Origin of the sequence: Loktanella sp. DJP18 (genome assembly GCF_049310965.1) — a bacterium.
Taxonomy (GTDB): Bacteria; Pseudomonadota; Alphaproteobacteria; order Rhodobacterales; family Rhodobacteraceae; genus Loktanella.
In genome coordinates this window covers 29,140-53,870 of record NZ_JBMERN010000009.1, presented here as the reverse complement: position 1 = coordinate 53,870, position 24,731 = coordinate 29,140, and the positions used below count along the sequence as shown (strand labels likewise).

General features: G+C 66.4%; 25 protein-coding genes. 15 read left to right on the top strand and 10 right to left on the bottom strand.

Going from position 1 to position 24,731, the window contains the following annotated elements:
- Nucleotides 1–93: 93 nt before the first annotated feature.
- Nucleotides 94–660, top strand: coding sequence for a YqgE/AlgH family protein (locus tag ACOI1H_RS04345; protein WP_422435526.1), 567 nt, complete (start codon nt 94–96; stop codon nt 658–660).
- Nucleotides 661–724: 64 nt separating this feature from the next.
- Entirely contained in the window at nt 725–2,650 is a 1,926-nt protein-coding gene (locus ACOI1H_RS04340; protein ID WP_422435499.1) for a cation:proton antiporter, read from the top strand.
- On the opposite strand, the gene ACOI1H_RS04335 is transcribed toward ACOI1H_RS04340, so the two are convergent.
- Nucleotides 2,647–3,198, bottom strand: coding sequence for a TlpA family protein disulfide reductase (locus ACOI1H_RS04335; RefSeq protein ID WP_422435498.1), 552 nt, complete (start codon nt 3,196–3,198; stop codon nt 2,647–2,649). The two genes, ACOI1H_RS04340 and ACOI1H_RS04335, sit on opposite strands and share 4 nt — an antisense overlap.
- Before the next feature lie 16 nt (nt 3,199–3,214).
- On the opposite strand from ACOI1H_RS04335, the gene argH reads away from it, so the two are divergent.
- From argH to ACOI1H_RS04310, 5 genes are all read left to right on the top strand, one after another.
- Nucleotides 3,215–4,603 (top strand): argininosuccinate lyase, encoded by a 1,389-nt coding sequence (argH, locus tag ACOI1H_RS04330; protein ID WP_422435497.1) that lies wholly within the window; start codon nt 3,215–3,217, stop codon nt 4,601–4,603.
- A complete protein-coding gene (locus ACOI1H_RS04325; protein WP_422435496.1) occupies nt 4,600–4,848 on the top strand; it encodes a hypothetical protein in 249 nt (82 codons plus the stop codon). Before argH ends, ACOI1H_RS04325 begins: the two co-directional genes overlap by 4 nt.
- Before the next feature lie 5 nt (nt 4,849–4,853).
- The gene (locus ACOI1H_RS04320) at nt 4,854–5,171 is read left to right on the top strand and encodes a DUF2834 domain-containing protein (RefSeq protein ID WP_422435495.1); all 318 of its coding nucleotides are present in this window, start codon (nt 4,854–4,856) and stop codon (nt 5,169–5,171) included.
- Nucleotides 5,172–5,308: 137 nt separating this feature from the next.
- Complete coding sequence (gene lysA, locus ACOI1H_RS04315; RefSeq protein WP_422435494.1) at nt 5,309–6,574, top strand: diaminopimelate decarboxylase; 1,266 nt, start codon at nt 5,309–5,311, stop codon at nt 6,572–6,574.
- Between the two features lie 58 nt (nt 6,575–6,632).
- Complete coding sequence (locus ACOI1H_RS04310) at nt 6,633–9,299, top strand: DUF4175 domain-containing protein (protein ID WP_422435525.1); 2,667 nt, start codon at nt 6,633–6,635, stop codon at nt 9,297–9,299.
- Nucleotides 9,300–9,360: 61 nt separating this feature from the next.
- On the opposite strand, the gene ACOI1H_RS04305 is transcribed toward ACOI1H_RS04310, so the two are convergent.
- Nucleotides 9,361–10,236 carry a zinc-ribbon domain-containing protein gene (locus tag ACOI1H_RS04305; protein WP_422435493.1) on the bottom strand — a complete coding sequence of 292 codons (876 nt, stop codon included), beginning with the start codon at nt 10,234–10,236 and terminating at the stop codon, nt 9,361–9,363.
- Between the two features lie 169 nt (nt 10,237–10,405).
- Between ACOI1H_RS04305 and ACOI1H_RS04300 the strand changes: the two genes are divergently transcribed.
- From ACOI1H_RS04300 to ACOI1H_RS04275, 6 genes are all read left to right on the top strand, one after another.
- Complete coding sequence (locus ACOI1H_RS04300) at nt 10,406–11,077, top strand: cell division ATP-binding protein FtsE (protein ID WP_422435492.1); 672 nt, start codon at nt 10,406–10,408, stop codon at nt 11,075–11,077.
- A gap of 8 nt (nt 11,078–11,085) precedes the next feature.
- Nucleotides 11,086–11,991 (top strand): cell division protein FtsX, encoded by a 906-nt coding sequence (locus ACOI1H_RS04295; protein ID WP_422435524.1) that lies wholly within the window; start codon nt 11,086–11,088, stop codon nt 11,989–11,991.
- Nucleotides 11,988–12,761 carry a lysophospholipid acyltransferase family protein gene (locus ACOI1H_RS04290; RefSeq protein ID WP_422435491.1) on the top strand — a complete coding sequence of 258 codons (774 nt, stop codon included), beginning with the start codon at nt 11,988–11,990 and terminating at the stop codon, nt 12,759–12,761. The genes ACOI1H_RS04295 and ACOI1H_RS04290 overlap by 4 nt, the downstream gene beginning before the upstream one ends.
- Before the next feature lie 102 nt (nt 12,762–12,863).
- On the top strand, nt 12,864–13,328 hold the full coding sequence (locus ACOI1H_RS04285; RefSeq protein WP_422435490.1) for a PaaI family thioesterase: 465 nt from the start codon (nt 12,864–12,866) through the stop codon (nt 13,326–13,328).
- Complete coding sequence (locus ACOI1H_RS04280; RefSeq protein ID WP_422435489.1) at nt 13,325–13,774, top strand: methylated-DNA--[protein]-cysteine S-methyltransferase; 450 nt, start codon at nt 13,325–13,327, stop codon at nt 13,772–13,774. Before ACOI1H_RS04285 ends, ACOI1H_RS04280 begins: the two co-directional genes overlap by 4 nt.
- Nucleotides 13,771–14,607 carry an EamA family transporter gene (locus ACOI1H_RS04275; protein WP_422435488.1) on the top strand — a complete coding sequence of 279 codons (837 nt, stop codon included), beginning with the start codon at nt 13,771–13,773 and terminating at the stop codon, nt 14,605–14,607. The genes ACOI1H_RS04280 and ACOI1H_RS04275 overlap by 4 nt, the downstream gene beginning before the upstream one ends.
- Here ACOI1H_RS04275 and ACOI1H_RS04270 read toward each other — a convergent pair.
- The 6 genes from ACOI1H_RS04270 to msrA all read right to left on the bottom strand — a co-directional run bounded on the left by ACOI1H_RS04270 (nt 14,604) and on the right by msrA (nt 19,288).
- Entirely contained in the window at nt 14,604–15,299 is a 696-nt protein-coding gene (locus ACOI1H_RS04270) for a CDP-alcohol phosphatidyltransferase family protein (RefSeq protein ID WP_422435487.1), read from the bottom strand. The genes ACOI1H_RS04275 and ACOI1H_RS04270 overlap by 4 nt on opposite strands.
- A gap of 179 nt (nt 15,300–15,478) precedes the next feature.
- The gene (locus ACOI1H_RS04265; RefSeq protein ID WP_422435486.1) at nt 15,479–16,393 is read right to left on the bottom strand and encodes a tyrosine recombinase XerC; all 915 of its coding nucleotides are present in this window, start codon (nt 16,391–16,393) and stop codon (nt 15,479–15,481) included.
- Entirely contained in the window at nt 16,390–17,106 is a 717-nt protein-coding gene (locus ACOI1H_RS04260) for a DUF484 family protein (protein ID WP_422435485.1), read from the bottom strand. Before ACOI1H_RS04260 ends, ACOI1H_RS04265 begins: the two co-directional genes overlap by 4 nt.
- A 135-nt stretch (nt 17,107–17,241) precedes the next feature.
- A complete protein-coding gene (locus ACOI1H_RS04255; RefSeq protein ID WP_422435484.1) occupies nt 17,242–17,586 on the bottom strand; it encodes a hypothetical protein in 345 nt (114 codons plus the stop codon).
- 89 nt (nt 17,587–17,675) lie between these two features.
- On the bottom strand, nt 17,676–18,548 hold the full coding sequence (locus tag ACOI1H_RS04250) for a 50S ribosomal protein L11 methyltransferase (RefSeq protein ID WP_422435483.1): 873 nt from the start codon (nt 18,546–18,548) through the stop codon (nt 17,676–17,678).
- A 92-nt stretch (nt 18,549–18,640) separates the two neighbouring features.
- A complete protein-coding gene (gene msrA / locus ACOI1H_RS04245) occupies nt 18,641–19,288 on the bottom strand; it encodes a peptide-methionine (S)-S-oxide reductase MsrA (RefSeq protein WP_422435482.1) in 648 nt (215 codons plus the stop codon).
- 125 nt (nt 19,289–19,413) lie between these two features.
- On the opposite strand from msrA, the gene ACOI1H_RS04240 reads away from it, so the two are divergent.
- A complete protein-coding gene (locus tag ACOI1H_RS04240) occupies nt 19,414–20,628 on the top strand; it encodes an MFS transporter (RefSeq protein ID WP_422435481.1) in 1,215 nt (404 codons plus the stop codon).
- 2 nt (nt 20,629–20,630) lie between these two features.
- Here the strand turns inward: ACOI1H_RS04240 and ACOI1H_RS04235 are convergent, their stop codons facing one another.
- Together ACOI1H_RS04235 and ACOI1H_RS04230 are read right to left on the bottom strand one after the other, a co-directional pair.
- Nucleotides 20,631–21,722, bottom strand: a complete 1,092-nt coding sequence (locus ACOI1H_RS04235; RefSeq protein WP_422435480.1) for a flavin-containing monooxygenase — start codon at nt 21,720–21,722, stop codon at nt 20,631–20,633.
- An 85-nt stretch (nt 21,723–21,807) separates the two neighbouring features.
- Nucleotides 21,808–24,000, bottom strand: coding sequence for a primosomal protein N' (locus ACOI1H_RS04230; RefSeq protein WP_422435479.1), 2,193 nt, complete (start codon nt 23,998–24,000; stop codon nt 21,808–21,810).
- A gap of 75 nt (nt 24,001–24,075) precedes the next feature.
- Between ACOI1H_RS04230 and fsa the strand changes: the two genes are divergently transcribed.
- The gene (fsa, locus tag ACOI1H_RS04225; protein WP_422435478.1) at nt 24,076–24,729 is read left to right on the top strand and encodes a fructose-6-phosphate aldolase; all 654 of its coding nucleotides are present in this window, start codon (nt 24,076–24,078) and stop codon (nt 24,727–24,729) included.
- Nucleotides 24,730–24,731: the final 2 nt, after the last annotated feature.

Genomic DNA, 24,731 nt, shown 5'->3' with positions numbered 1-24,731 from the left:
GCAAAAGAGGCTGACATGGGAAGTCACGAATGGGCGATCATGCGTGTGCGTGATCCTCTTGCGCCGCAATCGCCACAGGCGCATCATCGGCGCATGCACCGGATGGATAACCTCAACGGCAAGTTGCTGATCGCGATGCCCGACATGGGCGACCCGCGCTTTGCCGGGGCGGTCATCTATATCTGCGCCCATTCGGACGAGGGTAGCATGGGCCTGATCCTGAACCGTCCCCGGCCAGAGATCGCCTTTGACAAGCTGCTGACGCAGATGAACATTCCTCGCAGCCCCGCCTGTCGCGACATCCGCGTGCATGTGGGCGGTCCGGTCGAACGGGCGCGGGGCTTCGTGCTGCATTCTCTCGACTATACCTCGGCGAACAGCACGCTGGAGGTCGCGGACAACATCGGCATGACGGCGACGCAGGACGTGCTGGAGGCGCTGGCGCAGGGCGGCGGCCCCGCTGATTCCCTGCTGGCGCTGGGCTACACCGGATGGGGTCCGGGGCAGCTCGAGTCGGAGTTGGCCGCGAACGGCTGGTTGATCGGCCCGTCCGAGGCCCATGTCCTGTTCGGTGACGATCATGCCGGAAAGTGGACGGCGGCGCTGGCGTTGCTGGGTGTGACGCCGCAGGCCCTGTCGCTGACCGGGGGGCGCGCCTGACGCCTGTTCGCGGGACCTGATCCGCATTAAGGTCGCCGGGATTGCCGCCGAGAGTCCGCCATCCATGACCAGCATCCTGCTTCTGACCTTTCTGTTTCTTGTCGCAGGCGTCATCGCCGTGCCGCTCGCGACGCGGGCGGGTCTGGGGTCCGTGCTTGGCTACTTGATCGCGGGCATCGCGATCAGCCCGGCCCTGGGCGTCCTGCAGGTGGACGTCGTGCAGATTCAGCACTTTGCCGAATTCGGCGTCGTGATGATGCTGTTCCTCGTCGGGCTGGAGCTTGAGCCGCAAAAGCTCTGGGCCATGCGCGGCCGCCTGCTGGGGCTGGGCGGCGGGCAGGTCGCGCTGACCATGCTGGCCGTCATGGGGGCGGGGGTCGCGTTCGGGCTGCCCTGGACCGTGGCGCTGGCGGCGGGTGCGGTGCTGGCGCTTTCGTCCACCGCCATCGTCCTGCAAACCCTGACGGAAAAGGGCCTGCTGAAATCCGACGGCGGACAGGCGAGTTTCGCCGTGCTGCTGACGCAGGACATCGCCGTGATCCCGATGCTGGCCCTGCTGCCCCTGCTGGCCATGTCCGGCGGCCACGCGGCAGAGACACATGGCGCGGGTCCGAGCCTTGTGGCCGGACTGAATGGCTGGCAGACCGCACTGGCGACGGTCGCGGCCATCGCCACCGTCGTCATCGTCGGTCGCACACTGACCGGGCCGGTCTTTCGCTTCATCGCCAAAGCCGACCTGCGCGAACTGTTCGTCGCCGCCGCCTTGATGATGGTCGTGGGCATCGCCCTGCTGATGTCGCTGGTCGGCCTGTCGCCGGCACTCGGCACCTTCATCGCGGGCGTCGTGCTGGCCGGCAGCGACTACCGGCATGAGCTGGAGTCCGACATCGACCCGTTCCGGGGTCTGCTGCTGGGCCTGTTCTTCATGTCCGTGGGGGCGGGCATCAATTTCGCGCTGCTGTTCGACCAGTTCGCCCTGATCCTTGGCCTGACGCTGGGTCTGATGGCGCTGAAGGCGATGGTGCTGCTGGCGCTGGCGTATCTGTTCCGGCTGGAACCCACCGACCGCTGGCTCTTCGGCCTGGGTCTTGCCCAGGCGGGCGAGTTCGGCTTCGTCCTGCTGTCCTTCGTGGTGGCGGGCAACATCATGCCGCCCGCATTGGCCGACCAGCTGCTGCTGGTCGTGGCCCTGTCGATGCTGCTGACGCCCGCGCTCTTCATCTTTCACGACAGGGTCATCCTGCCCCGCGCGGCAAAGGGCGTCGCGCGCGCGGCCGACACCATCGACGCCCCGGCCGAGATCATCATCGCAGGCCACGGTCGGGTCGGCGGCATCGTGAAGCGCATCCTCGAAGGCGGCGGCCACGCGCCGACGGTGATCGATTACTCTGCCGCGCAGATCGACACGCTGCGGATGTTCGGCCTGCGCGCCTATTTCGGCGACGCCACCCGCCCCGACATGCTGGAGGCGGCGGGCATCCGCACCGCGCGCATGCTGATCGTCGCCATCGACGACCGCGACCGCGCCACGGAGCTGGTGGCCTACGTCAAGGAACATTACCGCCATGTCCACATCATCGCTCGCGCCCGCGACCGGCATCATGTGTACGAGCTGTTCGCGGCCGGCTGCCGCGACATCATCCGCGAAACCTTCGACAGTTCCGTCCGCATGGGCCGCTCGGCGCTCGAGGCGATGGGGATGGACCATGCAACGGCGATGGACATGGTCGAAGGCTTTGTCGCGGACGATTCGGCCAAGCTGATCGTCATGGCCCCGGTGTTCCGCGACACCGGCGGCAACCCGATGGATGCACGCTATCTGGAAAAGACCAAGAAGCTGAACGCCCTTCAGGATCGCCTGTTCGCCGAACAGGGGCCAAGTTTTGGCAATCTGCGCGCAAGGATGGCCGCGGAAGGCGACGACGTGGACGAAATCGTGCGCGTGAACGGCGTGGCCCTGCCCCCAGACGATCCCGTGCCGGGGCGCTAGTCCGCGTCCGCGATGGCCGTCAGGATCGCCTGCGCGGATTCCGACGACCAGTCGGCATCGCCTTGCAGGCGGGCGACCTCGCGTCCTTCTGCGTCAAGGATCACCGTGATCGGCAGACCCAGCACGCCGAAGGCGCGTGCCATCTCCTGTTTCGGATCGGTGGCCTTGGGCAGACCCGTCACGCCGATCTCTGCAAAGAAGCGGTCGATGGCCTCGGGCGGGTTGCGGCCTGTGGCGACGGTCAGCACCGCCACGCGGTCGCCTATCGCATCCTGAAGGGCCGCCAGATGCGGCATCTCCTTGCGGCAGGGCGCGCACCAGGTCGCCCAGAAGTTCAGCACGACGGGCGTGCCTGCGTAGTCGGCCAGCGTCGCCTCCGACCCGTCCTCAGCGAAAAAGGTCACGTCCGGGGCGGCGACCGGTTCAAACGCGATGACCAGCTTGCGCATGTCGCCGTCTTTCAACGATTCAAGGTGGGCGTCCGCGTGGGCCGCGTTTGCAAGGATCGCAAGGCCCGTATAAAGCAGGGCGGATTTCAGGGCTTTCAAGGGGCGCGTCCTTCTCATGACCAAAACTGCAAACACGATGTGGGGCGGCCGTTTCGCCGCAGGGCCGGACGCGATCATGGAGGCGATCAATGCCTCGATCGGATTCGACAGGCGGTTGGCGGCGCAGGACATCGCGGGCTCTCGCGCCCACGCCGCCATGCTGGCCGCGACAGGCATCATCAGTGATAGCGACGCAGCGGCGATCCGGGAAGGGCTGCTCACGGTTCTGTCAGAGATCGAAGGTGGTGACTTCGCGTTCTCGACGGCACTGGAAGACATTCACATGAACGTGGAGGCGCGTTTGAAGGAGGTCGTGGGCGAGGCGGCCGGCCGGCTGCACACCGCCCGGTCGCGCAACGATCAGGTCGCCGTCGATTTTCGCCTATGGGTGCGGGACCAATGCGATGCGGCGGACAGCGCCTTGCAGGCGGTGCAGATGGCCTTGCTGGGGCAGGCAGAGGCGGGGGCCGATTGGGTGATGCCTGGCTTCACGCACCTGCAGGTCGCGCAGCCCGTCACATGGGGGCATCACATGATGGCCTATGTCGAGATGTTCGCCCGCGACCGGTCCCGCTTTGCCGACGCGCGCAAGCGGATGAACCTGTCACCGCTGGGGGCTGCGGCGCTGGCGGGCACGTCGTTCCCCATCGACCGGCACATGACGGCGCAGGCGCTGGGCTTTGACGGGCCGATGGGCAACAGTCTCGACGCGGTCAGCGACCGGGATTTCGCGCTGGAATTCCTGGGGGCCGCGACGATCTGCGCCGTCCACCTGTCGCGTCTGGCCGAAGAGCTGGTGATCTGGTCGTCGGCCCAATTCCGCTTCGTCAGGATGTCGGACCGCTGGTCCACCGGCAGCAGCATCATGCCGCAAAAGCGCAACCCCGATGCGGCAGAGCTGATCCGCGCCAAGATCGGACGCATCTTCGGCGCTAACGTCGCGCTGACGATGGTGATGAAGGGGCTGCCACTGGCCTATTCCAAGGACATGCAGGAAGACAAGGAACAGGTCTTCGACGCCGCCGACAACCTGATGCTGGCCCTCGCCGCGATGGCCGGCATGGTGGGCGACATGACCGCTAACCGCGATGCGCTGAAGGCTGCGGCAGGCACCGGGTTTTCCACCGCGACCGATCTGGCCGACTGGCTGGTGCGCGAGTTGGGCCTGCCGTTCCGCGATGCGCATCACGTCACAGGCTCCCTTGTCGCGATGGCCGAGGCACAGGGTTGCGACCTGCCCGATTTGACCCTTGCCCAGATGCAGTCGGTGCATGATGGTATCCGACAGGACGTCTTCGACGTGCTGGGGGTCGAAAACTCGGTCGCGTCGCGGACAAGCTTTGGCGGCACGTCCCCTGCCCGCGTGCGGGAGGCGGTCGCCCATTGGCGGAAGGTGCTGGGATGATCAAGGCGATGGCGGCCGGCCTGCTGGCCCTGACGCTGGCGGGCTGCGGCGCGCAGGGCGCACCGGTGGCACCCGGCGGCACGGCCGATGACGGCACCCGACCGACCGCCAATCTGGGAGTTGGCATAGGGCCGAACGGCGTCAGTCCGGGCGTGACGCTGGCCGACGGCATCGGGCGGGTCTCGCTGGGCCCGGGCGGTGTGCGGCTGGGTGCGGCGGGCATCCCGCTAGGCCTTGGGCTATGAAGGACATGTCGCCCCTGCGCTGGGTTTGGGCCGCGCTGGCCGTCTGGGGCGCGATCCATCCGATGTGGTGGTTCGTCACCTGGTTCCGCGCCGAAGGCTGGTCGTTGTCCCGGATGATCGACGCCTGGTATGTCAACGCGGCGACGACTGGGCTGACCTGGGACCTGACCATTGCCGCCATCACGCTGACGGTCTGGGTGCTGGCCGAGGTCGCGGTGCGGCGCAACTGGGTCGCCTTGCTGGCGATCCCCGCGACCTTCTGCATCGGCGTCAGCTGCGGCCTGCCGCTGTATCTGTTCCTGCGGGCGAAGCCTGTGCGCTGATCGCAGGTGGTGACGCCGTCCGACGCTGTTTGCCGCGATTCGCGGCAAAGACGCCCCGCCCGCCGTCCCCTGCTGCATTCGTCCTTGGGTTGGCGCGTCGATCTGTTATGACCGCGCGGAACATCACGGGGTGCGGCATGGATCATTTTCTCTATCGTGACGGCACGCTCTGGGCCGAGGATGTCTCGGTCGCCGAGATCGCGGCACAGATCGGCACGCCGTTCTACCTGTATTCCAGCGCCACGCTCCTGCGGCATTTCCGCCTGTTCGACGACGCGCTGGCGGGCATGGACCACCTGGTCTGCTTTGCCATGAAGTCGCTGTCCAATCAGGCCGTCTTGCGGCTGCTGGCCGAGGCGGGGGCCGGCATGGATGTGGTGTCGGGCGGCGAGTATGCCCGCGCCGTGGCTGCCGGCGTCCCGCCGGATCGCATCGTCTTTTCCGGCGTCGGCAAGACGAAGGCAGAGATGCGGCAGGCCCTGACCGGCGGCGTCCGCCAGTTCAACGTCGAAAGCGAACCCGAGATGGAAGCGCTGAGCGCCATCGCGGTGGAGCTTGGCAAGTTTGCCCCCATCACGATCCGCGTGAACCCGGACGTGGACGCCAAGACCCACGCCAAGATCGCGACCGGCAAGTCCGAGAACAAGTTCGGCATCCCCATCGCCCGCGCCCGCGCGGTCTATGCGCTGGCGGCCAGCCTGCCGGGACTGGAGGTCATCGGCATTGACGTGCACATCGGCAGCCAGTTGACCGACCTCGCCCCGTTCGAGGCGGCCTATCTGAAAGTTGCCGAGCTGACCGAACAGTTGCGCGCCGACGGCCATACCATCCGCAGGCTCGATCTGGGCGGCGGCTTGGGGATTCCGTATGCGCAGACCAACGAAGCCCCGCCCACCCCGGAGGACTATGGCAACCTGATCAAGCGGACCGTCGGGCATCTGGGCTGCGAGATCGAGATCGAGCCGGGGCGGCTGATTTCCGGCAATGCCGGCATCATGGTGGTTCGCGCAATCTATGTGAAGGACGGGGCGGACCGGCAGTTCCTGATCCTTGACGGGGCGATGAACGACCTGATCAGGCCCGCGATGTATGACGCGCACCACGACATCGTGCCGGTGGTGGAACCCGCACCGGGAGCAGAGCGGGCGACCTACGACATCGTCGGCCCGGTCTGCGAAAGCGGCGACACCTTTGCCAAGGGTCGGACGATGGCACAGGTGGCCCCGGGCGACCTTGTCGCGTTTCGCTCTGCCGGCGCCTACGGCGCGGTCATGAGCTCTGAATACAACTCTCGTCCGCTGATCCCCGAGGTTCTGGTGCAGAACGATCAATTTGCAGTCATCAGGGCGCGTCCGACCTTTGACGAAATGATCGCGCGCGATATCATCCCCGCATGGCTGTGACCGTCCCGGTCGAGGCCGCGCCCACGGGAGAGACCCGCTGACCGATCGCCCCGACGACCTGCCGCACCTGTCACGCCCTGTCGCCCTGACCCGCGCCGGTCTTGTGGCCGAACGGATCACGCGGGCCTTCTGGCCCTTGTGGAGCGTGCTTTTCGTCGTCCTGACCCCCCTGATGTTCGGCTTTCAGGATCGCATGAGCCTCGAAGTGTTCTGGGGCCTGTCTTTGCTGGCCGTGCTGGCACTGGGCGTGACCCTGACGCGCGGCGTCATGGCGTTCCGCTGGCCGTCGCAGGACGAGGCGGTGGCCCGTGTCGACGCCTCCCTGCCTGGGCGACCGATCGCCGCAGTCCGCGACCGCCAGGCCATCGGCGCGTCCGATCCGGCCTCTGCCGCCGTCTGGACGGCGCACCTGAACCGGATGCGGCAGGCGACGCAGAGCGCGAAGGCCGTGCAGCCTGACCTGCGCGTGTCCGACCGCGACCCCTTCGGTTTGCGGTTCATCGCGCTGCTGATGTTCGTCACGGCGCTGCTGTTCGGGTCCCTGTTGCGCGTGGGCTCGGTGACCGAGATCGCGCAGAACGGTAGCGGCGCGACGCTTGCGACGGGTCCGGTCTGGGAAGGCTGGGTGGCACCGCCGGCCTATACCGGCAAGCCGACGCTTTACCTCAACGACGTCCCCCCGGGGCCGTTGCAGGTGCCGCTGGGGTCCGAAGTGACCCTGCGTCTCTATGGCGAGGTCGGCGCGCTCACGCTGGCGGAAACCGTATCCGGCCGCACATCGGACATTCCCCCCGCGTCGGAACCGCAGCAGGCCTTTGCCATCACGCAGCCCGGCCGCATCGCCATCGACGGGCCGAACGGTGCCGCATGGGAGGTGTCGATCCTGCCCGATGCCCCGCCGCAGGTCAGTCTGACCGCGCCCATCGACTCGGACGCCATGGGCGAGATGCAGCAACCTTTTGCCGCCTCCGACGACTACGGCGTCGAAAGCGGAACCGCGACCATCGCGCTGGATCTGGGGGCCGTGGATCGCACCTATGGCTTGTCGCGCGATCCCGATCCGAAAGAGCCGATCGTGCTGGACCTGCCGATGCCCTTTGGCGGGGATCGCGCGGATTTCGACGAGGTGCTGATCGACAACCTGTCGCAGCATGAACTTGCGAACCTGCCGGTCACGATCACGCTCAGCGTCACCGACGCCGCCGGTCAGACCACGACCAGCCTGACGGAACCGTTGGTGCTGCCCGGTCGCCGCTTCTTTCAGCCCGTGGCCAAGGCGGTCATCGAACAGCGCCGGGACCTGATGTGGAGCCGCGACAACGCGCGCCGCATCGTGCAGGTCCTGCGGGCGGTGTCCTATGAACCGGACACGCTGTTCACCAACCAGACTACCTATCTGCGGCTGCGCACGATCATTCGTCGTCTCGACCAGTTCGACCGCTTCGGCATGAGCGACGAGAACGAGGCGGAGGTCGTGCAGGCCCTCTGGGACCTTGCGGTGCAGCTGGAGGACGGCACGCTGGCCGACGCGCGCGCGCGGCTGGAGCGGGCGCAGGAGAGGCTGGCCGAGGCGATGCGCAACGGGGCCTCCGACGCGGAAATCGCGGAACTGATGCAGGAACTGCGCGATGCGACGCAGGATTACATGCAGATGCTGGCCGACCAGATGGAACCCGGCGACGGCACGGATCAGCCGCAGACCGCCGAGAACACGATGGAGATGAGCCAGGACGAGTTGCAGGCCCTGATGGACCGCATCGAGGAACTGATGCAGGAAGGCCGCATGGCCGAGGCGCAGCAGCTGATGGAACAGCTGAACGCCCTACTGGAAAACATGCGTATTACCCAGGGCGACGGCAGCGGCAGCGGTCCGCAGACACCCGGACAGCAGTCGATGCAGGACCTGGCCGAAACCCTGCGCGAACAGCAGGACCTGGCCGACGATGCCTTCCGAGACATGCAGGAGGGCCAGCAAGGGCAGCACGGCCAACAAGGCCAGCAGGGCCAGCAGGGTCAGCAAGGCCAACAAGGGCAGCAGGGACAAGGTCAGCAGCAGGGCCAAGGTCAGGGCCAGCAGGGTCAGGGTCAGCAACAGGGGCAAGGCCAGGGTCAGCAACCGGGCCAAGGCCAACAGCCCGGTCAGCAACCCGGCCAAGGCCAACAGCCCGGACAAGACGGGCAGGGCGGTCAGGGGCAGGCGCAGGGTGACGGCGCGGGCGACGGGCAGTCGCTGGCCCAGCGCCAGCAGTCGCTGCGCGACGAATTGAGCCGCCAGCGCGGGGCGCTGCCGGGTCTGCCGGGTGATGCGGGCGATCAGGCGCGCCAGTCGCTGGATCGCGCCGAAGGTGCGATGGACGGGGCCGAACAGGCGCTGCGCGAAGGCGACATGGCGCAGGCGATCGACCGGCAGGCCGAAGCGATGGACGCCCTGCGCAACGGCATGCGCGCCATCGGCGAAGCCTTGGCGCAGAACGAACAGCAGGAACCCGGTCAGGGCAATGCGGAAGGCGAGCAGACCGGACAGGTCCAGCCCAGCCGGCGCGATCCGCTGGGTCGCCAGTTGGGCAGCACCGGGCAATACGGCACGGACGAGAACATGTTGCAGGGCGAGGACGTCTATCGCCGGGCCGAGGAACTTCTGGGCGAATTGCGTCGCCGGTCGGCCGAACAGGACAGGCCGCAGGTCGAACGCGACTACCTCGACCGGCTTCTTGACCGCTTCTGACGGGGATCTGCGCAGCATATTCGGACCGTTGCGCGGACCGTGCCGTCAGGGATCGTCGCGTTTAGCCGGACGACTGTTCGCCCAGCATCGACTGCACCTTCGCATCCAGCCAGAGGCGCCCTGAGTCCACCGCCGCAACGTAGCTTGCCAGCGGATCAGCCAGGGCTGGCGCGGCCTCGGCGATGGCATCCGCGTTCCCGTAGACGACCGCCAGCAAGACGATCAGCGCAAGCGTCACAAGGAACCCGCGCCAGCCGCTGCGCCGTGACTGCTCGGCTTGTTCGGCGGGCAGCAAAGGCAGGTTGTCGCGTTCGGCACTCGACCGCAGTGTCGAATTGATTTCATCGATATTCGGGAACAGTTCCTTGCGGCTGCCGGTCGTCGCCGCTGTTGCCGTCGCGGCCCCGGCGCGGCCCTGCAAGCGGTCCACGCGGCTGCGCCCTTCGCGGACCGGATCGACCTTGCTGGCAGGCGGAGGCGGAGGCTCTGTCAGGCCCAGATCGCCCTGCTGTTCCAGACCGCCGGTCGCATCCCGCTTGCGGGCCGCTTCTTCGCGCGCGGCTTCTTCGCGCAGGATGTCGGCAATGGAGGGGTCGAGTTGCGTGCGCACGGGCGCGGGCTGGCTTGCGGGCGGCACGGGATTGGACGGCGTCCCGGCTTGGGACCCACCGGCATCAGTGATCGCACCCTCGGGTTCGCGGGCTTCGGTGTCGGGCATCGCGGCAGGCGGCGTCATGGCAGGCGGCGTCCTTGTCGCCCGCGACAGGGCAGGCGGCTTGTCGACAAATCCAAGCTCTTCGGCGGCGGCAGAGGGGGCATCCGGATGCTCGAACCAGGTGTGACCGCAGTTGGAACATTGCACATCGCGCCCGACGTCCGGGATCACATCCGCGCCGACCTCGTATTGAGCGCCGCAATTCGGGCAGATCAGCCGCATCGCCACAGTCCTTTTAGACGCCGAAGAGGGCCATTCTGGCCCAGTGCATTCACACATTCCTAGCAACCGGTCTCCGCCGCGCCAAGGTTTTGCGACAGTCACTGGCGTGATTGCATTGTAACCTGTTGCAGATTTGGGCAAAACGTTGCGAACAGGTAAGGAGACCGTCTTGATCGAGCTGCGCGACGTCGCCTACAGCTATGGAGGAGCAGAGCTCTTTTCCGGGCTGTCGCTGGTCCTTGCACCGGGGTCGTTCCAGTTTCTGACCGGGCCGTCCGGGGCCGGCAAGACCACGCTGCTGAAGCTTTGCTACGGCGACCTGCGCGCGACGTCGGGAAGCGTGTCGCTGTTCGGTCCCGACGCGGCAACGATGGGCCGCGACGATATCGCCTTTGCGCGGCGGCGGATCGGCGTCGTCCATCAGGACTGCCAATTCCTCGATCATCTGTCGGTCGCCGAAAACATCGCCCTGCCGCTTCAGGTCGCGAACCGGGCGGAAGAGGCCGAGGGCAACCTTGACGAACTTCTGGCCTGGGTGGGGCTGGCCCAACAGGCGGAGCAACGGCCGCCGGAATTGTCGGGCGGCGAACGGCAGCGCGCGGCACTGGCGCGGGCCGTCATCACCTCTCCCGATGTCATCATCGCGGACGAGCCGACGGGCAATGTCGACTGGGAGATGTCGCAGCGTCTGCTGACCCTGCTGGTCGAACTGAACCGCATGGGCAAGACCGTCCTGATCGCAAGCCACGACCTGAACCTGATCCGCGCGGCGAAAAGTCAGGTCAGCGCCAATGTGCTGCGCCTGAAGGGCGGGCGACTGCTGACCGGGGTGGCACTGTGATCGCGCGCGTGACCGAAGGGCTGAACCGCATTTTGGCGCTGCTGGTGGGCGATCCGCAGGCCGACAGGGCCGTGCCGCCGACAGGCTTTACCGCGCGGCTGACCGTCTTTGCCGCCGCAGCAATGGCGTTCCTTGCCGTCTTCGCGATAGCCCTGTCGCTGGCGACCGGGCGTCTGGCCGACCGCTGGTCCGCGGAACTGGCCCGCACCGCGACCCTGCGCATCTCTGCCCCCGTGGATCAGGCCGCGGCGCAGGTCCGCGCCGCGTTGACCGTGCTGGAACAGACCCCGGGAGTCGCCTCGGCCCGCCAGTTGACCGACGACGAGGAACGCGCCCTGCTGGAGCCGTGGTTTGGTCCCGACCTGCCGCTGGATACCCTACCGATCCCGCAACTGATCGAGATCGTCGAGACCGCCGATGGCTACGACGCCACCGGTCTGCGCGCCCGCCTTCAGGCCGAGGTGCCGGGTGCCGTGCTGGACGACCACACCCGCTGGCGGGACCCGCTGGTGACGGCGGCCAACCGGCTGCGCTCGCTTGGGTGGGTCGCCCTGATCCTGATCGGCGGCACCACGGCCGCGATGATCACGCTGGCGGCGCAGTCCGCACTGGCGGCCAACGCGCAGGTCATCCGGGTCATGCGCCTTGTCGGGGCCCGCGATACCTACATCGCGCGGGCCTTCGTGCGCCGTTTCACCCTGCGCGCGGCACTGGGCGCGCTGATCGGCACGGCGCTGGGCGTTCTGGCCGTGACCGCGCTGCCGGACGGCGGCGACGCCGGCGGGTTTCTGACCGGCCTCGGGTTTCAGGGTCTCGGCTGGCTTCTGCCCCTGCTGATCCCGCCGCTGGCGGGCGTCACCGCCTTTCTGGCCACCCGGGCTGCGGCCCTGCGCACGTTGAGGGAACAGGCATGACCTACGCTGTGCAATGGACCCGGTCGCTGCTGTTCAGCCTGACGATCTACGTCCTGATGGCGATCGTCGGCATCGTCTTTCTGCCCTACGCGCTGGTCGTGCGGGACGGCGCGATGAACACCTGCAAGATGTATGCCCGCGCGGTCATCTGGCTGGCCCGCTGGATGATCGGTCTGCGGTTCGAGGTGCGCGGCACGCCGCCGACCTACCCCTGCATGATCGCGGCCAAGCACCAGTCCTTCATGGACGTGATGTTCATCTACCAGCTTCTACCGCGTCCGCGCTTCATCATGAAGCGTCTGCTGCTTTACGCGCCGGTGCTGGGCTGGTTCGCGTGGCGTGCCGGCTGCATCCCGGTGGATCGCGGCAAGAAGGGGCGTGCGATCAAGGACATGCTGGCCCGCGTCAAGGCCGGTGACGCCGAGGCCGGTCAGCTCTGCATCTATCCGCAAGGCACCCGCGTCGCACCCGGCGCGCTGATGCCCTACAAGAAGGGGACCGCAGCACTCTATGCGGATCTGGGCCAGCCGGTCGTGCCGGTTGCCACGAATGTCGGCGTCTTCTGGCCCAAGCGCGGTGTCTATCGCAAGCCGGGCACGGCAGTTTTTGCCTTCCTCGATCCGATCCCGCCGCACGAGCCTTTGCGGCCGTTCCTGCACCGGCTGGAAGTCGCGATCGAAGGGGAGTCCGACAACCTCGCGCGAGAGGCCGGATTCCCGATGCCGACGCGCCCGCTTTTCCCGCCCGAGGAGGAAGGGACACCAGTCTGATCGGCATGCGGTCGCAGCGGCGACCGATCCTGCTGGCGGCTGTGCCCCGTTTCGGTCGGTCTAGGCGCCGGCGCGTGCAACTTATCAAGGTGAGTGGACCCGATGGCAGACCTGCGTAATCCCGATGCCCTGACCCGGATGCAGGCGGATTTCGACCGGCAGGGCGTCATGGCGACCCTTGGTGTGACCGTGGCCGACATCGCCCCCGGTCACGTGACACTGACCCTGCCGTTCCGCGCCGACCTGACCCAGCATCACGGTTTTCTGCATGCGGGCGTCATCACGACGGTGATGGATTCGGCCGCAGGTTTCGCCGCCTTCACCCTGATGGACGCAGAGGCCGAGGTGCTGACCGCCGAATTCAAGGCCAGCTTTCTTGCCCCCGCGCGCGGTCAGTCGTTCCGCATGGTGGGCGAGGTCATCAAGTCCGGTCGCACCCTGACCTTCGTGGAGGCAAAGGCCTTTGCCTTGGACGCAGATCGCGAGACACTGATCGCCACACTGACCGCGACGATGATGTCCGTCCGCAACCCGGCCTTGCGCACGCCGGACGCAGGCACGCCGTGACGGTGCTGTGCGACAGCCCGCTTGGCCCGCTGGGGGCGGACGCCGCAGATGGGCGGATCGCACGGCTGCGGTGGGGGGCTGGGACATTGACGGACGGCCCGCTCGCCGACCATCTGCGACAGGAACTCCTCGCTTATTTCGCTGGTGATCTGACAGCGTTCACCGTGCCGCTGGCGATAAGCGGCACAGCGTTCCAGCGTGCCTTTCTTGCCGCCTTGACCGATATCCCTCACGGCGAGACCCGCACCTATGGCGACCTTGCCACCCGTCTGCAGGTCAGCGCGCAGGCTATCGGGCAGGCCTGCGGGGCCAATCCCATTCCGATCCTGATCCCCTGTCACCGCGTGTTGGGGGCCGCCTCGCTTGGCGGGTTTTCCGGCCCCCACGGGGTCGAGGATAAGGTCGCCCTGTTGCGGCTGGAACGCGCCGCAGGGGTGCTGATTTGACGCTGACCGTCTTTTGCGCCGTGCTGGCAGCGGCGGTGCTGCACGCGGTCTGGAACGCGCTGATCCGGCGCGGCACGGACAAGCAGACCGCGATGCTGGTCCTGACACTCGGCAACGCGCTGACCGGTCTATGTGTCGTCGTCACGCGCCCTTGGCCCGCGTCAGAGGTCTGGGTCTGGATCGTCGCCTCCGGCATGATCCACACGGCTTACCAGCTGTTCCTGGCCTATGCCTACGAACAAGGCGATCTGTCCCGCGTCTATCCGCTGGCGCGGGGCGGAGCACCGATGATCGTGCTGGCCGTCAGCCTCGCCTTCGCGCTCGACCCTGTCACGGGGACCGAGGTCGCGGGGGTTCTGCTGCTGGGGGCGGGTCTGGCGGTCATGGCGCGGGGCGTGTTCACCAGCGGGGAAAGCCGTCGGATGCTGCCCTTCGCCGCCGGATCGGCCTGCGCCACGGCGGCCTATACCTTGACCGACGGCATCGGGGCGCGGATCGGCGGCGATCCCGTGGGCTACACCGGCTGGCTGCTGATCGCGGCGGCGGTGTTCTACGTGCCGGTGATCCTTGCGCTGCGGGGGCGCCGGGTCGTGCCGCGCACCGCCCGCGTCTGGGGTGTCGGGCTGGTAGCCGGAGCCTGTTCATTCATCGCCTATGTCATCGTCGTCTGGGCCATGACGCAGGCTCCAATCGCGCTGGTCGCGGCGCTGCGCGAAACCTCGATCCTGTTTGCCGTGCTGATCGGTTGGCGGTTCTTCGATGAAATCATGGGCCGTCAGAAGATCATTGCCGCCATGCTGATCGTCGCGGGCGTCGTGTTGACCCGGATCTAGCCGTCGCGCCCGTAGACGATCTGCTGCGCCGCCCCCGCCAGCGTCAGGTAAACCGATGACACGATCAACCCGTAGTGCGCCCACGACCCGGGATCGAAGTCCACCCAGGCGGCCCAGCCCGCAAAGACCACCCAGGCCAGCGCCATCGGCAAGGTGATGAATTGCCACCGTTTCGTGCGGACCGGGTGGACGAACTTCACCGGCACGAACATCGTGATCGCCAGCGCCGTGACGAGGGCGAGACAGATCCACCAGTCGGGCTTGAGCGCGAACAGCACAAGCACCAGCATGTTCCAGCAACCGGGAAAGCCCGAGAAGGAATAGTCCGTCGTCTTCATCCGCGCGTCCGCGAAATACATGGCAGAGGCGTAGGTGATGATGATGATCGCGACCCACCCCGACCAGCCGTCCATCAGGCCCGAACCGTACAGCGCGTAGGCCGGGATGAAGACATAGGTGAGATAGTCGATGATGAGGTCGAGCAGCACGCCGTCGAAATTCGCGGCATTGGTTTCCACATCGTAGCGGCGGGCCAACGGTCCGTCGAGGCCGTCCACGAAGAAGGCCACGATAAGCCACAGGAACATCAGCGCCCAGTCATGATCGACCGCCGCCAGCATGGCCAGCATCGCAAAGACGGCCCCCGTGGCGGTCAGCAGGTGAACGGCGAGGGCTTTCTGGGCAATGGTCATCGAGGTGCTTTCGGCTGATGTTCGGTGCAGGTTAGCGGAAGGTTGCACGAAATGTGAAGGGCGGAGCCCGCGCCGGGCGCAGTTTTAAGGGCTGCCGAGCATGGCGCGGGGAGGGACGTCGCAGCCTCCGGCGGGAGTTTTTCTGGCCAGATGAATGAAGGCCTTGCGGGACGGGCCTCCTACGCCCTTGGGTGGGCGGCGTCGTAGACCTCCATCAGGCGGGCGGCATCGACAGAGGTATAGGCCTGCGTCGTAGACAGGCTGGCGTGACCCAGCAATTCCTGAATGCAGCGCAGATCGCCGCCGGCGGTCAGCAGATGCGTGGCAAAGCTGTGGCGCATGGCATGGGGCGTAGCCGTGGCAGGCAAGCCCAGCTGCAGGCGCGACACTTCCATCACGCGCTGGATCGCGCGCGGATTAAGTGCGGCACCGCGCACGCCGCGAAACAGTGGGCCACCGTCGGTCAGGTCGTGCGGACATGAGGCGACATAGGCGGCGGCCGCGTCGCGCGCGGCAGGCAGGACGGGAACGAGGCGCATCTTGCCGCCCTTGCCGGTGATCCGCAGGATATCGGGCAGGGGGAAGTGCCGGGTCGTCAGACCCAATGCCTCTGATATGCGCAACCCGCAGCCATAAAGCACCGTCACGACGGCAGTATCGCGGGCGGCGACCCAAGGCTCGGTCGCCTGAATTTCCACCCGGTCGATCATCGCGCGGGCGGCGGTTTCCTCCAGCGGACGGGGCAGCTTCTTCGTGAACTTCGGACTGCGGATCGTCAGCACGGCCGTCGGCTCGAACCCTTCGCGATCGGACAGCCAGCGGTAGAAGGACTTGACCGCCGACAGGCTGCGGGCCAGCGACCGCGCGCCGACACCGCGCCCGCGTTCATGCGCCATCCAGGCGCGCATGTCGCCGGTGCTGATGCGCGCAATCGGGCCAAGCCCCACCGCGTCACCGTGATGCTGCTGCATGAAGGCCAGAAAGCCCTGCACATCGGCGCGGTAGGCGGCAATCGTGTGGTCGGCGGCGTCATTCAACGCCGCGCAGTGATCCAGCCAGCCCGTCAGCGAATGGGACAGCTGCGGCGCGATCACGTGCCGGCCGACAGCCACCGGCGCATCGACCGCTCGAACACGCCGGCAAAGAAGGTCAGCAGGTCGGTGCCTTGCTGCGGGGTAAACAAATGCGGGTCCTCGGACCCCATCACGAGCATGCCGGGCAGGCGGCCAGTCCCGAGATCAAGCTTCAGGCAGGCTTCGGAGCGGACATAGTCGGCCTTGTCCCCGTAAACCTCCTCGCCATGGGTCTGCACCTGCCGCAGGGTCACGGCGCGCACGGGGATGTCGCGGTCACGGCTGATGTAGCTGTCGCAGAAGCCGGGCTTGCCCACGGACAGGACCTCTCCCAGCTGGCGGATCGCGGGGTCGCTGCCGTCGCTTTCGCTTTCCAGCACAAGCCGCATGACGTCGACGCGCAGGGTGTCGGCGACATCGCCCGCCAGATCGCGCAGGAACGTCTCGAACCGGGTGGCGTCCATCAGGCGCAACACCGCGCGATGCACCTGGTTGGTCCCGGCGAGGTTTTCGTAGGCCGCAGCGATGACCGAACGGTGGGTGTCTTCCAGGCGGTCCAGCCGCGACTCGAGCCGTTCCATCGCGATGCCGCGCAGGTCGACGATGTTGCCGCCCATCGACTTTTCGTTTGCCGCAACAAGGGCGCGCATGATGTCCTGATCCTCCAGCAGAAGGTCGGGGTCCGCGATGATCCTGTCGCGTACAAGGGTGTCCATGAGGAGTTTGGTGGTCATGTCGCCTGCTTTTGCTCTTGTTTTGGCGATCATAGCAGGTGGGTCCGGCGCGTCAGCCCTTATTCGACGCAGGACCTGCGATGTGCGGCGATTAAGTCGCGCAAGGGTGCCTGCAGGCAGCTGGTATGCAGCCCGTCAGCCGCGCAGCTTCCGCATCATCTGCGCCATCGCCTCTGACGCGGGGTCCGGCTGCATGATCCACGCTCCGGCCTGTTCGAACACCCGGCCATTCTGCAACGCCGACAGTTTACTGGCATAGCTTTGCGGGTCGAGCGACATCATAAGGTAGGCCTTGAACCCCAGCGCCACGAAGGCGGCGACGCACAGCGCCTTCCACGGAAAGGCCAGCGTCTTGTGATGTGGATGCGGCACGATCAGGTTGTTCCTGTCGACCTTCAGGACATAACCCTGCGACAACTTGCTGTGCTTGCGCTGGATCTGACGGATGCGCTGGTGTAACGGATCCTGTACACGGGTCATGGTGGTCTCCAGAGGCCCCCACCTCTTGCACCGTGTTCTTCTTGCCGAATTGTGGCAATTCCAAGGCAGGCCATATTTCGACGCCGCATTCAGCCTTGCCTGGTTAATGTCAGCGTCGTCCAGTCAACAATGCTGTCGCGGTGCACTTCATTGAACCCGGCCCGTGCATAGACCTCCACCACCGAATCGGCCTGCTCATTCAGGATGCCCGACAGAATCGCGGTGCCGCCGGGTGCCGTGGCCTGCGCCATGTCACCCGCCATCGCGATCAGCGGACCTTTCAGGATATTGGCGAAGACAAGGTCGAAGGGCGCGGTTGACGCCAGTTCTGCCGCATCGAAACCGGCGGCCTTGATACAGCGCACGCGACCCGTCAGCCCGTTGGCGACGACGTTCGCCTCGGCCACCTCGACAGCCGTGGGGTCGATGTCGGATGCCAGCACGACGTTTGGCGACACATGCGCGGCCGCCATCGCCAGCACGGCAGTGCCACACCCGACATCAAGGCAATTCTGGGGCACGAATCCGCCCTCGACCATCCGGTCGAAGGCTTTGAGGCAGCCCAGCGTGGTGCCGTGGTGACCGGTGCCAAAGGCCATCGCCGCCTCAATCAGCAGCGGCACCGTGCCTGACGGCACCTTGTCGGCGTCGTGCGCGCCGTAGACGAAAAAGCGCCCGGCCACGACGGGCGGCAGGTCGCGACGCACCTTGGCCACCCAATCCTCGTCCGGCACGTCGGAGACGTTGAAATCCTTCACGCCGTGCAAGAAAGCCAGAACGGCAAGGCCCGCGCGGTCAGGGGGGTCGGTGAAATAGGCCGCGACCTCGAACAGGCCCGATCCGTCCTCGACCTCGAACACGCCGATGCCGGTGGGCTCCGGCGTCAGGTCTTCCAGCGCCAGGGCGAGCCCTTCGGCCACGCTGCGGCCCATCGTGGTGGTCAATGCGGTGAATGTCGTCATGGCGTGGTCCCCCTTGCTGCGCCATTAGGCGCAATCCGAAGGACGGTCAAACGCGCAAAGGCCCCGGCGGGTTGCACCGGGGCCTTCCAAACTCAGGCGGCGGTGCCGATCGGGCAGGTCACGCCGGTGCCGCCGATCCCGCAATAGCCGCGCGGATTCTTCGCGAGGTATTGCTGGTGATAGCCTTCGGCAAAGTAGAACTCTGGCGCATCCACGATTTCCGTCGTGATCGCGCCGTAGCCTGCGGAGGTCAGGCGCGGCTGGAACATCTCGCGACTGCGCTCCGCCGCGGCCCGCTGGTCGTCCGACGTCACATAGATGCCTGACCTATACTGCGTTCCCGCGTCGTTCCCCTGCCGCATGCCCTGCGTCGGGTCATGGCCTTCCCAGAACACCTGCAACAGGTCGTCGAAACTGGTCTTTGCCGGATCATAGACGACGCGCACAACCTCGTTGTGACCGGTCTTGCCAGAGCAGACCTCTTCATACGTGGGGTTCGGCGTGTAGCCACCGGCATAGCCAACGGCGGTCGTGGTCACGCCGTCCAGCTTCCAGAACATCCGTTCCACGCCCCAAAAGCACCCCATGCCGAAGATCGCCACTTCTTGCCCTTGCGGCACGTCCTGGATCGGCGTGTCGAGGACGAAGTGCATCTTGTCGGTCGGGATCGGCTGGTCGCGGCCGGGCAGGGCGGAGTCGGGGCTGACCATCTCGGATTTGGCGCGGGACATGAAGAACATGCGGGGAAACTCCTGAAAGGGGGTGCCGGCGATATATAGGCTTGACCCCACGGCATTTCCACACCCTGCGCCCCTTGCGGGCGTCACGACCCTGTGCGCTATTGGCCGCAACCAAAGGCACCCTCATGACCGACATTCCGCTGACCACCCATTCCCGCACCGGCACGCATCTGTCCGTCCTCGTGGTCCTCGGGATCAGCCACCTGCTGAACGACCTGATGCAGTCGCTGATCCCGGCCTCTTATCCGATCCTCAAGGACGCCTACGACCTTGATTTCGTGCAGATTGGGTTGATTACCCTGACGTTCCAGATCGCGGGTGCCCTGCTGCAACCGGTCGTCGGCCTGATCACAGACAAGCGTCCAGCCCCCTATTCGCCCCTCGCAGGCATGATGTTCACATTGTCCGGCCTCGTCTGCCTCGCCTTTTCCGGCTCTTACGCGATGATCCTCGCCTCTGTCGCACTGATCGGCATCGGGTCCAGCATCTTCCACCCCGAGGCGACGCGCATGGCCCGCTATGCCGCGGGCACCCGCCAGGGTCTGGCGCAGGGCATCTTTCAGGTCGGCGGGCAGGCGGGCGGGTCGCTGGGTCCGGTGTTCGCCGCCCTGATCATCGTGCCCTGGGGCCAGCCCAGCCTTGCGTGGTTCGCCGTCGCCGCCCTGATGGCGATGATGTTGCTGACCTGGATCGGCAGCAAGCAGCGGACGATCAGCGCCGAATTCGCCGCACGCCGGGCCAGACGCAAGATGACGCACGCCACGCCCGCCCATGCGCCCCGGACCATCGCGGTCGGCCTTTTCGTCCTGACGTTCCTGATGTTCACCAAGAACACCTACGGTGAAAGTTTCCGGTCCTTCTACACCTTCTACCTGATCGAGAAGTTCGGCCTCTCGATCCCTGCCTCGCAGCTCATGCTTTTCGTCTTTCTCGCCTCGGCCGCCGTCGGGGTGCTGGTCGGGGGCATGTTGGGCGACCGGATCGGGCGCTACCGGATCATCTGGATATCGATCCTCGGACCGCTGCCGTTGACGTTGCTGCTGCCTTTCGCGGACCTGTTCTGGACCGGCGTGCTGACGGTGCTGATCCAGATCGTCATGGCCAGCGCCTTTGCGTCCATCCTGATCTACGCGATGGACCTGCTGCCGGACCGGATTGGCCTGATCGGCGGCCTGTTCTATGGATTGAACTTCGGCCTTGGCGGAATCGCCGCGGCGCTGCTGGGTGTCATGGCCGACAGCTACGGGGTCGAGGCGGTCTATCGCTTTTGCGCCCTGCTGCCGCTTGCGGGCCTCGCCGCCTGGTTCCTGCCTCGCATCGACGAGACGATGGAAACCTGAAGTCACCCGGCGATGGCCTTCGCGATCTCGCGCGCCTCGATCCCGATGCGCCGCAACTGCCCGTCGGCGGCGGCGTGATAGGAAATGAAGTGCAGACCGTCCGGACCGGCACCACTCATGCGGGGATGTCCCTCTGCGTCCAGCGCCGGATGATCGCCCAGCATCGCACGCAGGTCCGTCCGGTAGCCGGTCGCCGCAACGACCGCGTCAAAATCCGCCTCGGTCCCGTCGGTGAAGGTGATGTGCTGTCCGGTGACGCCGCTCACACCGGGACGGACGGCGATCAGTCCGGCGCGGATCGCCCCCAATGTTCCCATGTCGATCAGCGGGATGCGCCCGTCCTCTGACACCTGCCGCGCCGGTCCCTTGGCTGCGGCGACAAGAGCGTAATCGGCAGGCCGACCCACCGCAAGGCGCAGGATCGGCGCGGTCAGGCGGTCCGCCAGCCCCGGCCCCAGCAGGCGGGACAGCAGGCCGAAGGACGTGATCGGCATGCCCAGCAATTCGCGTGGCAGGATGTTCACCGGCCCCCGCACCGACATCGCGACATCCACCCGCAGTTCCGCCAGATCGAGGGCGATATCCCCACCGGAGTTGCCAAAGCCTACGACCAGCACCCTGCGGCCGCGAAACCGATCGGGGTTGCGATAGGCGCTGGAATGCAGCACCTCGCCCGTGAAATCCTGCGTCCAGTGCGGCAGGTTCGGCAAGTCGGCCATGCCGGTCGCAAAGATGACGGAATCCGCTGTGGTCTCGCCCTGATCGTGCAGGACACGCCATCGGTTGCCATCTCGGGTCACCTTCGTCACGGCGCAGCCAAACCGGGGGTGCAGGTCGAAATGCGCAGCGTAGTCTTCCAGATAGCGCACGACTTCGTCGCGCCGGGGATAGCGCCCGGTGCCGCGCGGCATCGGCAGCATCGGCAGGCCAGACCGGCCCCGCACCGTATGCAACCGCAGCCGGTCGTAATGCAGCCGCCAGCGGCTGCCGACCCGGGCCGATCTCTCCAGCATCTCGACCGTGACACCTGCCTCTGCCAGACAGGCGGCGACCGCAAGTCCGGCGGGACCGGCTCCGATCACGATGGCTTTCATCCGCGCGGTCCCCTTAAGCAACTGTCAAAGATTACATAATATGTATCGCATGCGAAACATTCGCTATTTGATATGTAATGCGGGCCTAGTAAAAACTCTGTGGATCGATGTCGATTGCCATCCGCAGATCCTTGCTCAGTTTGAATTGTCCCGCCCATTCCGCAAGGGCCTGTTGCAAGGGGGCCGACTTTTCGGCCTTCACCAGCAGCCTGACCCGGTGCCGCCCCCGGATGCGCGCGATCGGCGCCGGGGCCGGGCCAAAGACCTGCGCCCCGATCCGCCGCAGCGGCCCATCCTGCCGCGCCATCGCGGTGCCAAGGTCGAAGACTTCCTGCACGTTGGTCGATGACAGCACGATGCCCGCCATGCGCCCATAGGGCGGCACGCCGGCCGCCTTTCGTTCTGCCGCCTCGGCGGCCCAGAACGCCTCTTCGTCGCCGGCGACGATGGACCGGATGACCGCATGGTCCGGCTGATAGGTCTGCAACAGCGCCTCGCCCGGAATGTCGGCGCGCCCCGCCCGCCCCGCGACTTGCCGCATCAACTGGAACGTCCGTTCCGCAGCGCGCAGATCGCTGCCTTGCAGACCAAGGTCCGCGTCGATCACGCCGACCAGCGTCAACTTGGGAAAGTTGTGCCCCTTCGCCACCAACTGCGTGCCGATGATGATGTCCGTGCCGCCCGCCGCGATGTCGGCGATATGTGCCTTCATCGCGCGGGCGGACCCGTAAAGATCGCTCGACAGCACCGCGACCCGCGCATCGGGAAACAAGGCCTGCACCTCTTCGCCCATGCGTTCCACGCCGGGACCGACAGCACTCAGCCGGTCCTCTGCCGCGCAATGCGGGCAGACCGTCGGCATCGGTTTCGTGGCCCCGCACTGGTGGCACATCAGCCGCTTCAGGAACCGGTGTTCGACCATCCGCGCATCGCAGTCGTCGCAGCCGATCTGGTGGCCGCAGGCCCGGCACAGCGTGATCGGCGCATAGCCGCGGCGGTTGAGGAACACGAGCGATTGCTCGCCCTTCTCCAGCCGGTCCTGCATCGCGCGGCGCAGGGTGGGCGACACCCAGCGACCGCCCGGCAGGTCCTCTGACCGCATGTCGATGGCCGACATTTTGGGCATGACGGCGACACCGAAGCGGCTGGTCAGTTCCAGCCGCCGATACTTGCCCGACTCCACATTCGCCCAGCTCTCCAGGCTTGGCGTCGCACTGGCCAGCACGACCTGCGCCCCGTTGCCCGCCGCCCGCAGCACCGCCATGTCGCGTGCGTTATACAGCACGCCATCCTCCTGCTTGTAAGAGGTGTCGTGCTCCTCATCCACGACGATCAGGCCAAGGTCGCGGTAAGGAAGGAACAGCGCCGACCGTGCGCCGACCACAAGGTCCGCGTCGCCTTGCCCGACCATCCGCCAGCACCGGCGACGTTCGGTCTGGGTCACGCCGGAATGCCATTCCGCCGGACGCTGGCCGAACCGCGCCTCGACCCGGTCGAGGAATTCGCCGGTCAGCGCGATCTCTGGCAGCAGAACGAGCGCCTGCCGCCCGGCCCGCAGGCAGGCGGCGACGGCTTCTAGATAGACCTCGGTCTTGCCGGACCCGGTGACGCCTTTCAGCAGCGTTGCACCGTATTGGCCAGAGGCCACGGCCTGCGCCAGCACCTGCGCCCCTGCCGCCTGATCCGGCGTCAGGTCCTTGCCGCCATGATCGGGGTCAAGCCGAGGATAGGCGGTGTCGCGCGGCGCGTCCTCCTCGGACACGGCACCCAGTTTCACCATGCCCTTGACGACGGACGTGCCGACCCCGGCCATGTCGGCTAGTTCCTTCAGCGTGAAGGACAGACCGCCGTAGTCGCGCAGCACCTCGAGCACGGCGCGGCGGGCGTCGGTCATGCGGTCCGGTTCCGACGTGCCAAGGCGATAGACCCGGCGTACGCCCGGCGGATCGCCCAGACCCGACACCCGCGTCGCCAGCCGCAGCATCGCGTCGCGCGGCGTCAGCGTGTAATCGGCGGCGCGGGACAGGAAGGTCCGCATCTCATCCCGCATCGGGGCCACGTCCAGCACCCGCAAAACGGACCGCACCTTGGCGTAGTGGTAGTCGCCGGCCCCTGGTCCCCAGACGACTCCCGCAATACGACGGGGACCCAAAGGCACCTCGACGTAGGCCCCGACGAAAGCGCCGCCTTCCGGTGCCTTGTAGTCCAGCACGCGGCCAAGGGGTTGCGTGGTCAGCACGCCGACCAACTCTCCTTCGTTGAAATGTGACTGAACCATAACGGCCTTTTCAGGGTTTCCCCCTTCAGGTAAACGCTGGGCAACCGAACGCCAACCCAAAGGGGGAACGAGCCGATGAAGTTTTTCGTGGACACCGCGGATCTCGACGCCATCAAGGAACTGCACGCGCTGGGCATGGTCGACGGGGTCACCACGAACCCGTCGCTTATCGCCAAGTCCGGACGCAACATCCTCGAGGTGACGAAGGAAATCTGTGAACTGGTCAGCGGTCCCGTCTCGGCCGAGGTCGTGGCACTGGAGGCTGACGACATGCTGGCCGAAGGGCGCAAGCTGGCCAAGATCGCCGACAACATCGCCGTCAAGGTGCCGCTGACATGGGCCGGTCTGAAGACCTGCAAGACGCTGACCGACGAAGGTACGATGGTCAACGTGACGCTTTGCTTCTCGGCCAATCAGGCGCTGCTGGCGGCCAAGGCCGGGGCCACGTTCATCTCGCCCTTCATCGGGCGCTTGGACGATCTGAACATCGACGGGATGGAACTGATCGGCGACATCCGCACGATCTATGACAACTACGATTTCAAGACGCAGATCCTGGCGGCGTCGATCCGTAACGCGAACCACATGAAGGACGCCGCCCTGATGGGGGCCGATGTCGCCACCGCACCGCCTGCCGTCATCCATGCGATGGCTAGCCATGTGCTGACCGACAAGGGCCTCGATGGTTTCATGGCGGACGTGAAGAAGGCTGGGATTACCATTCTTTGACC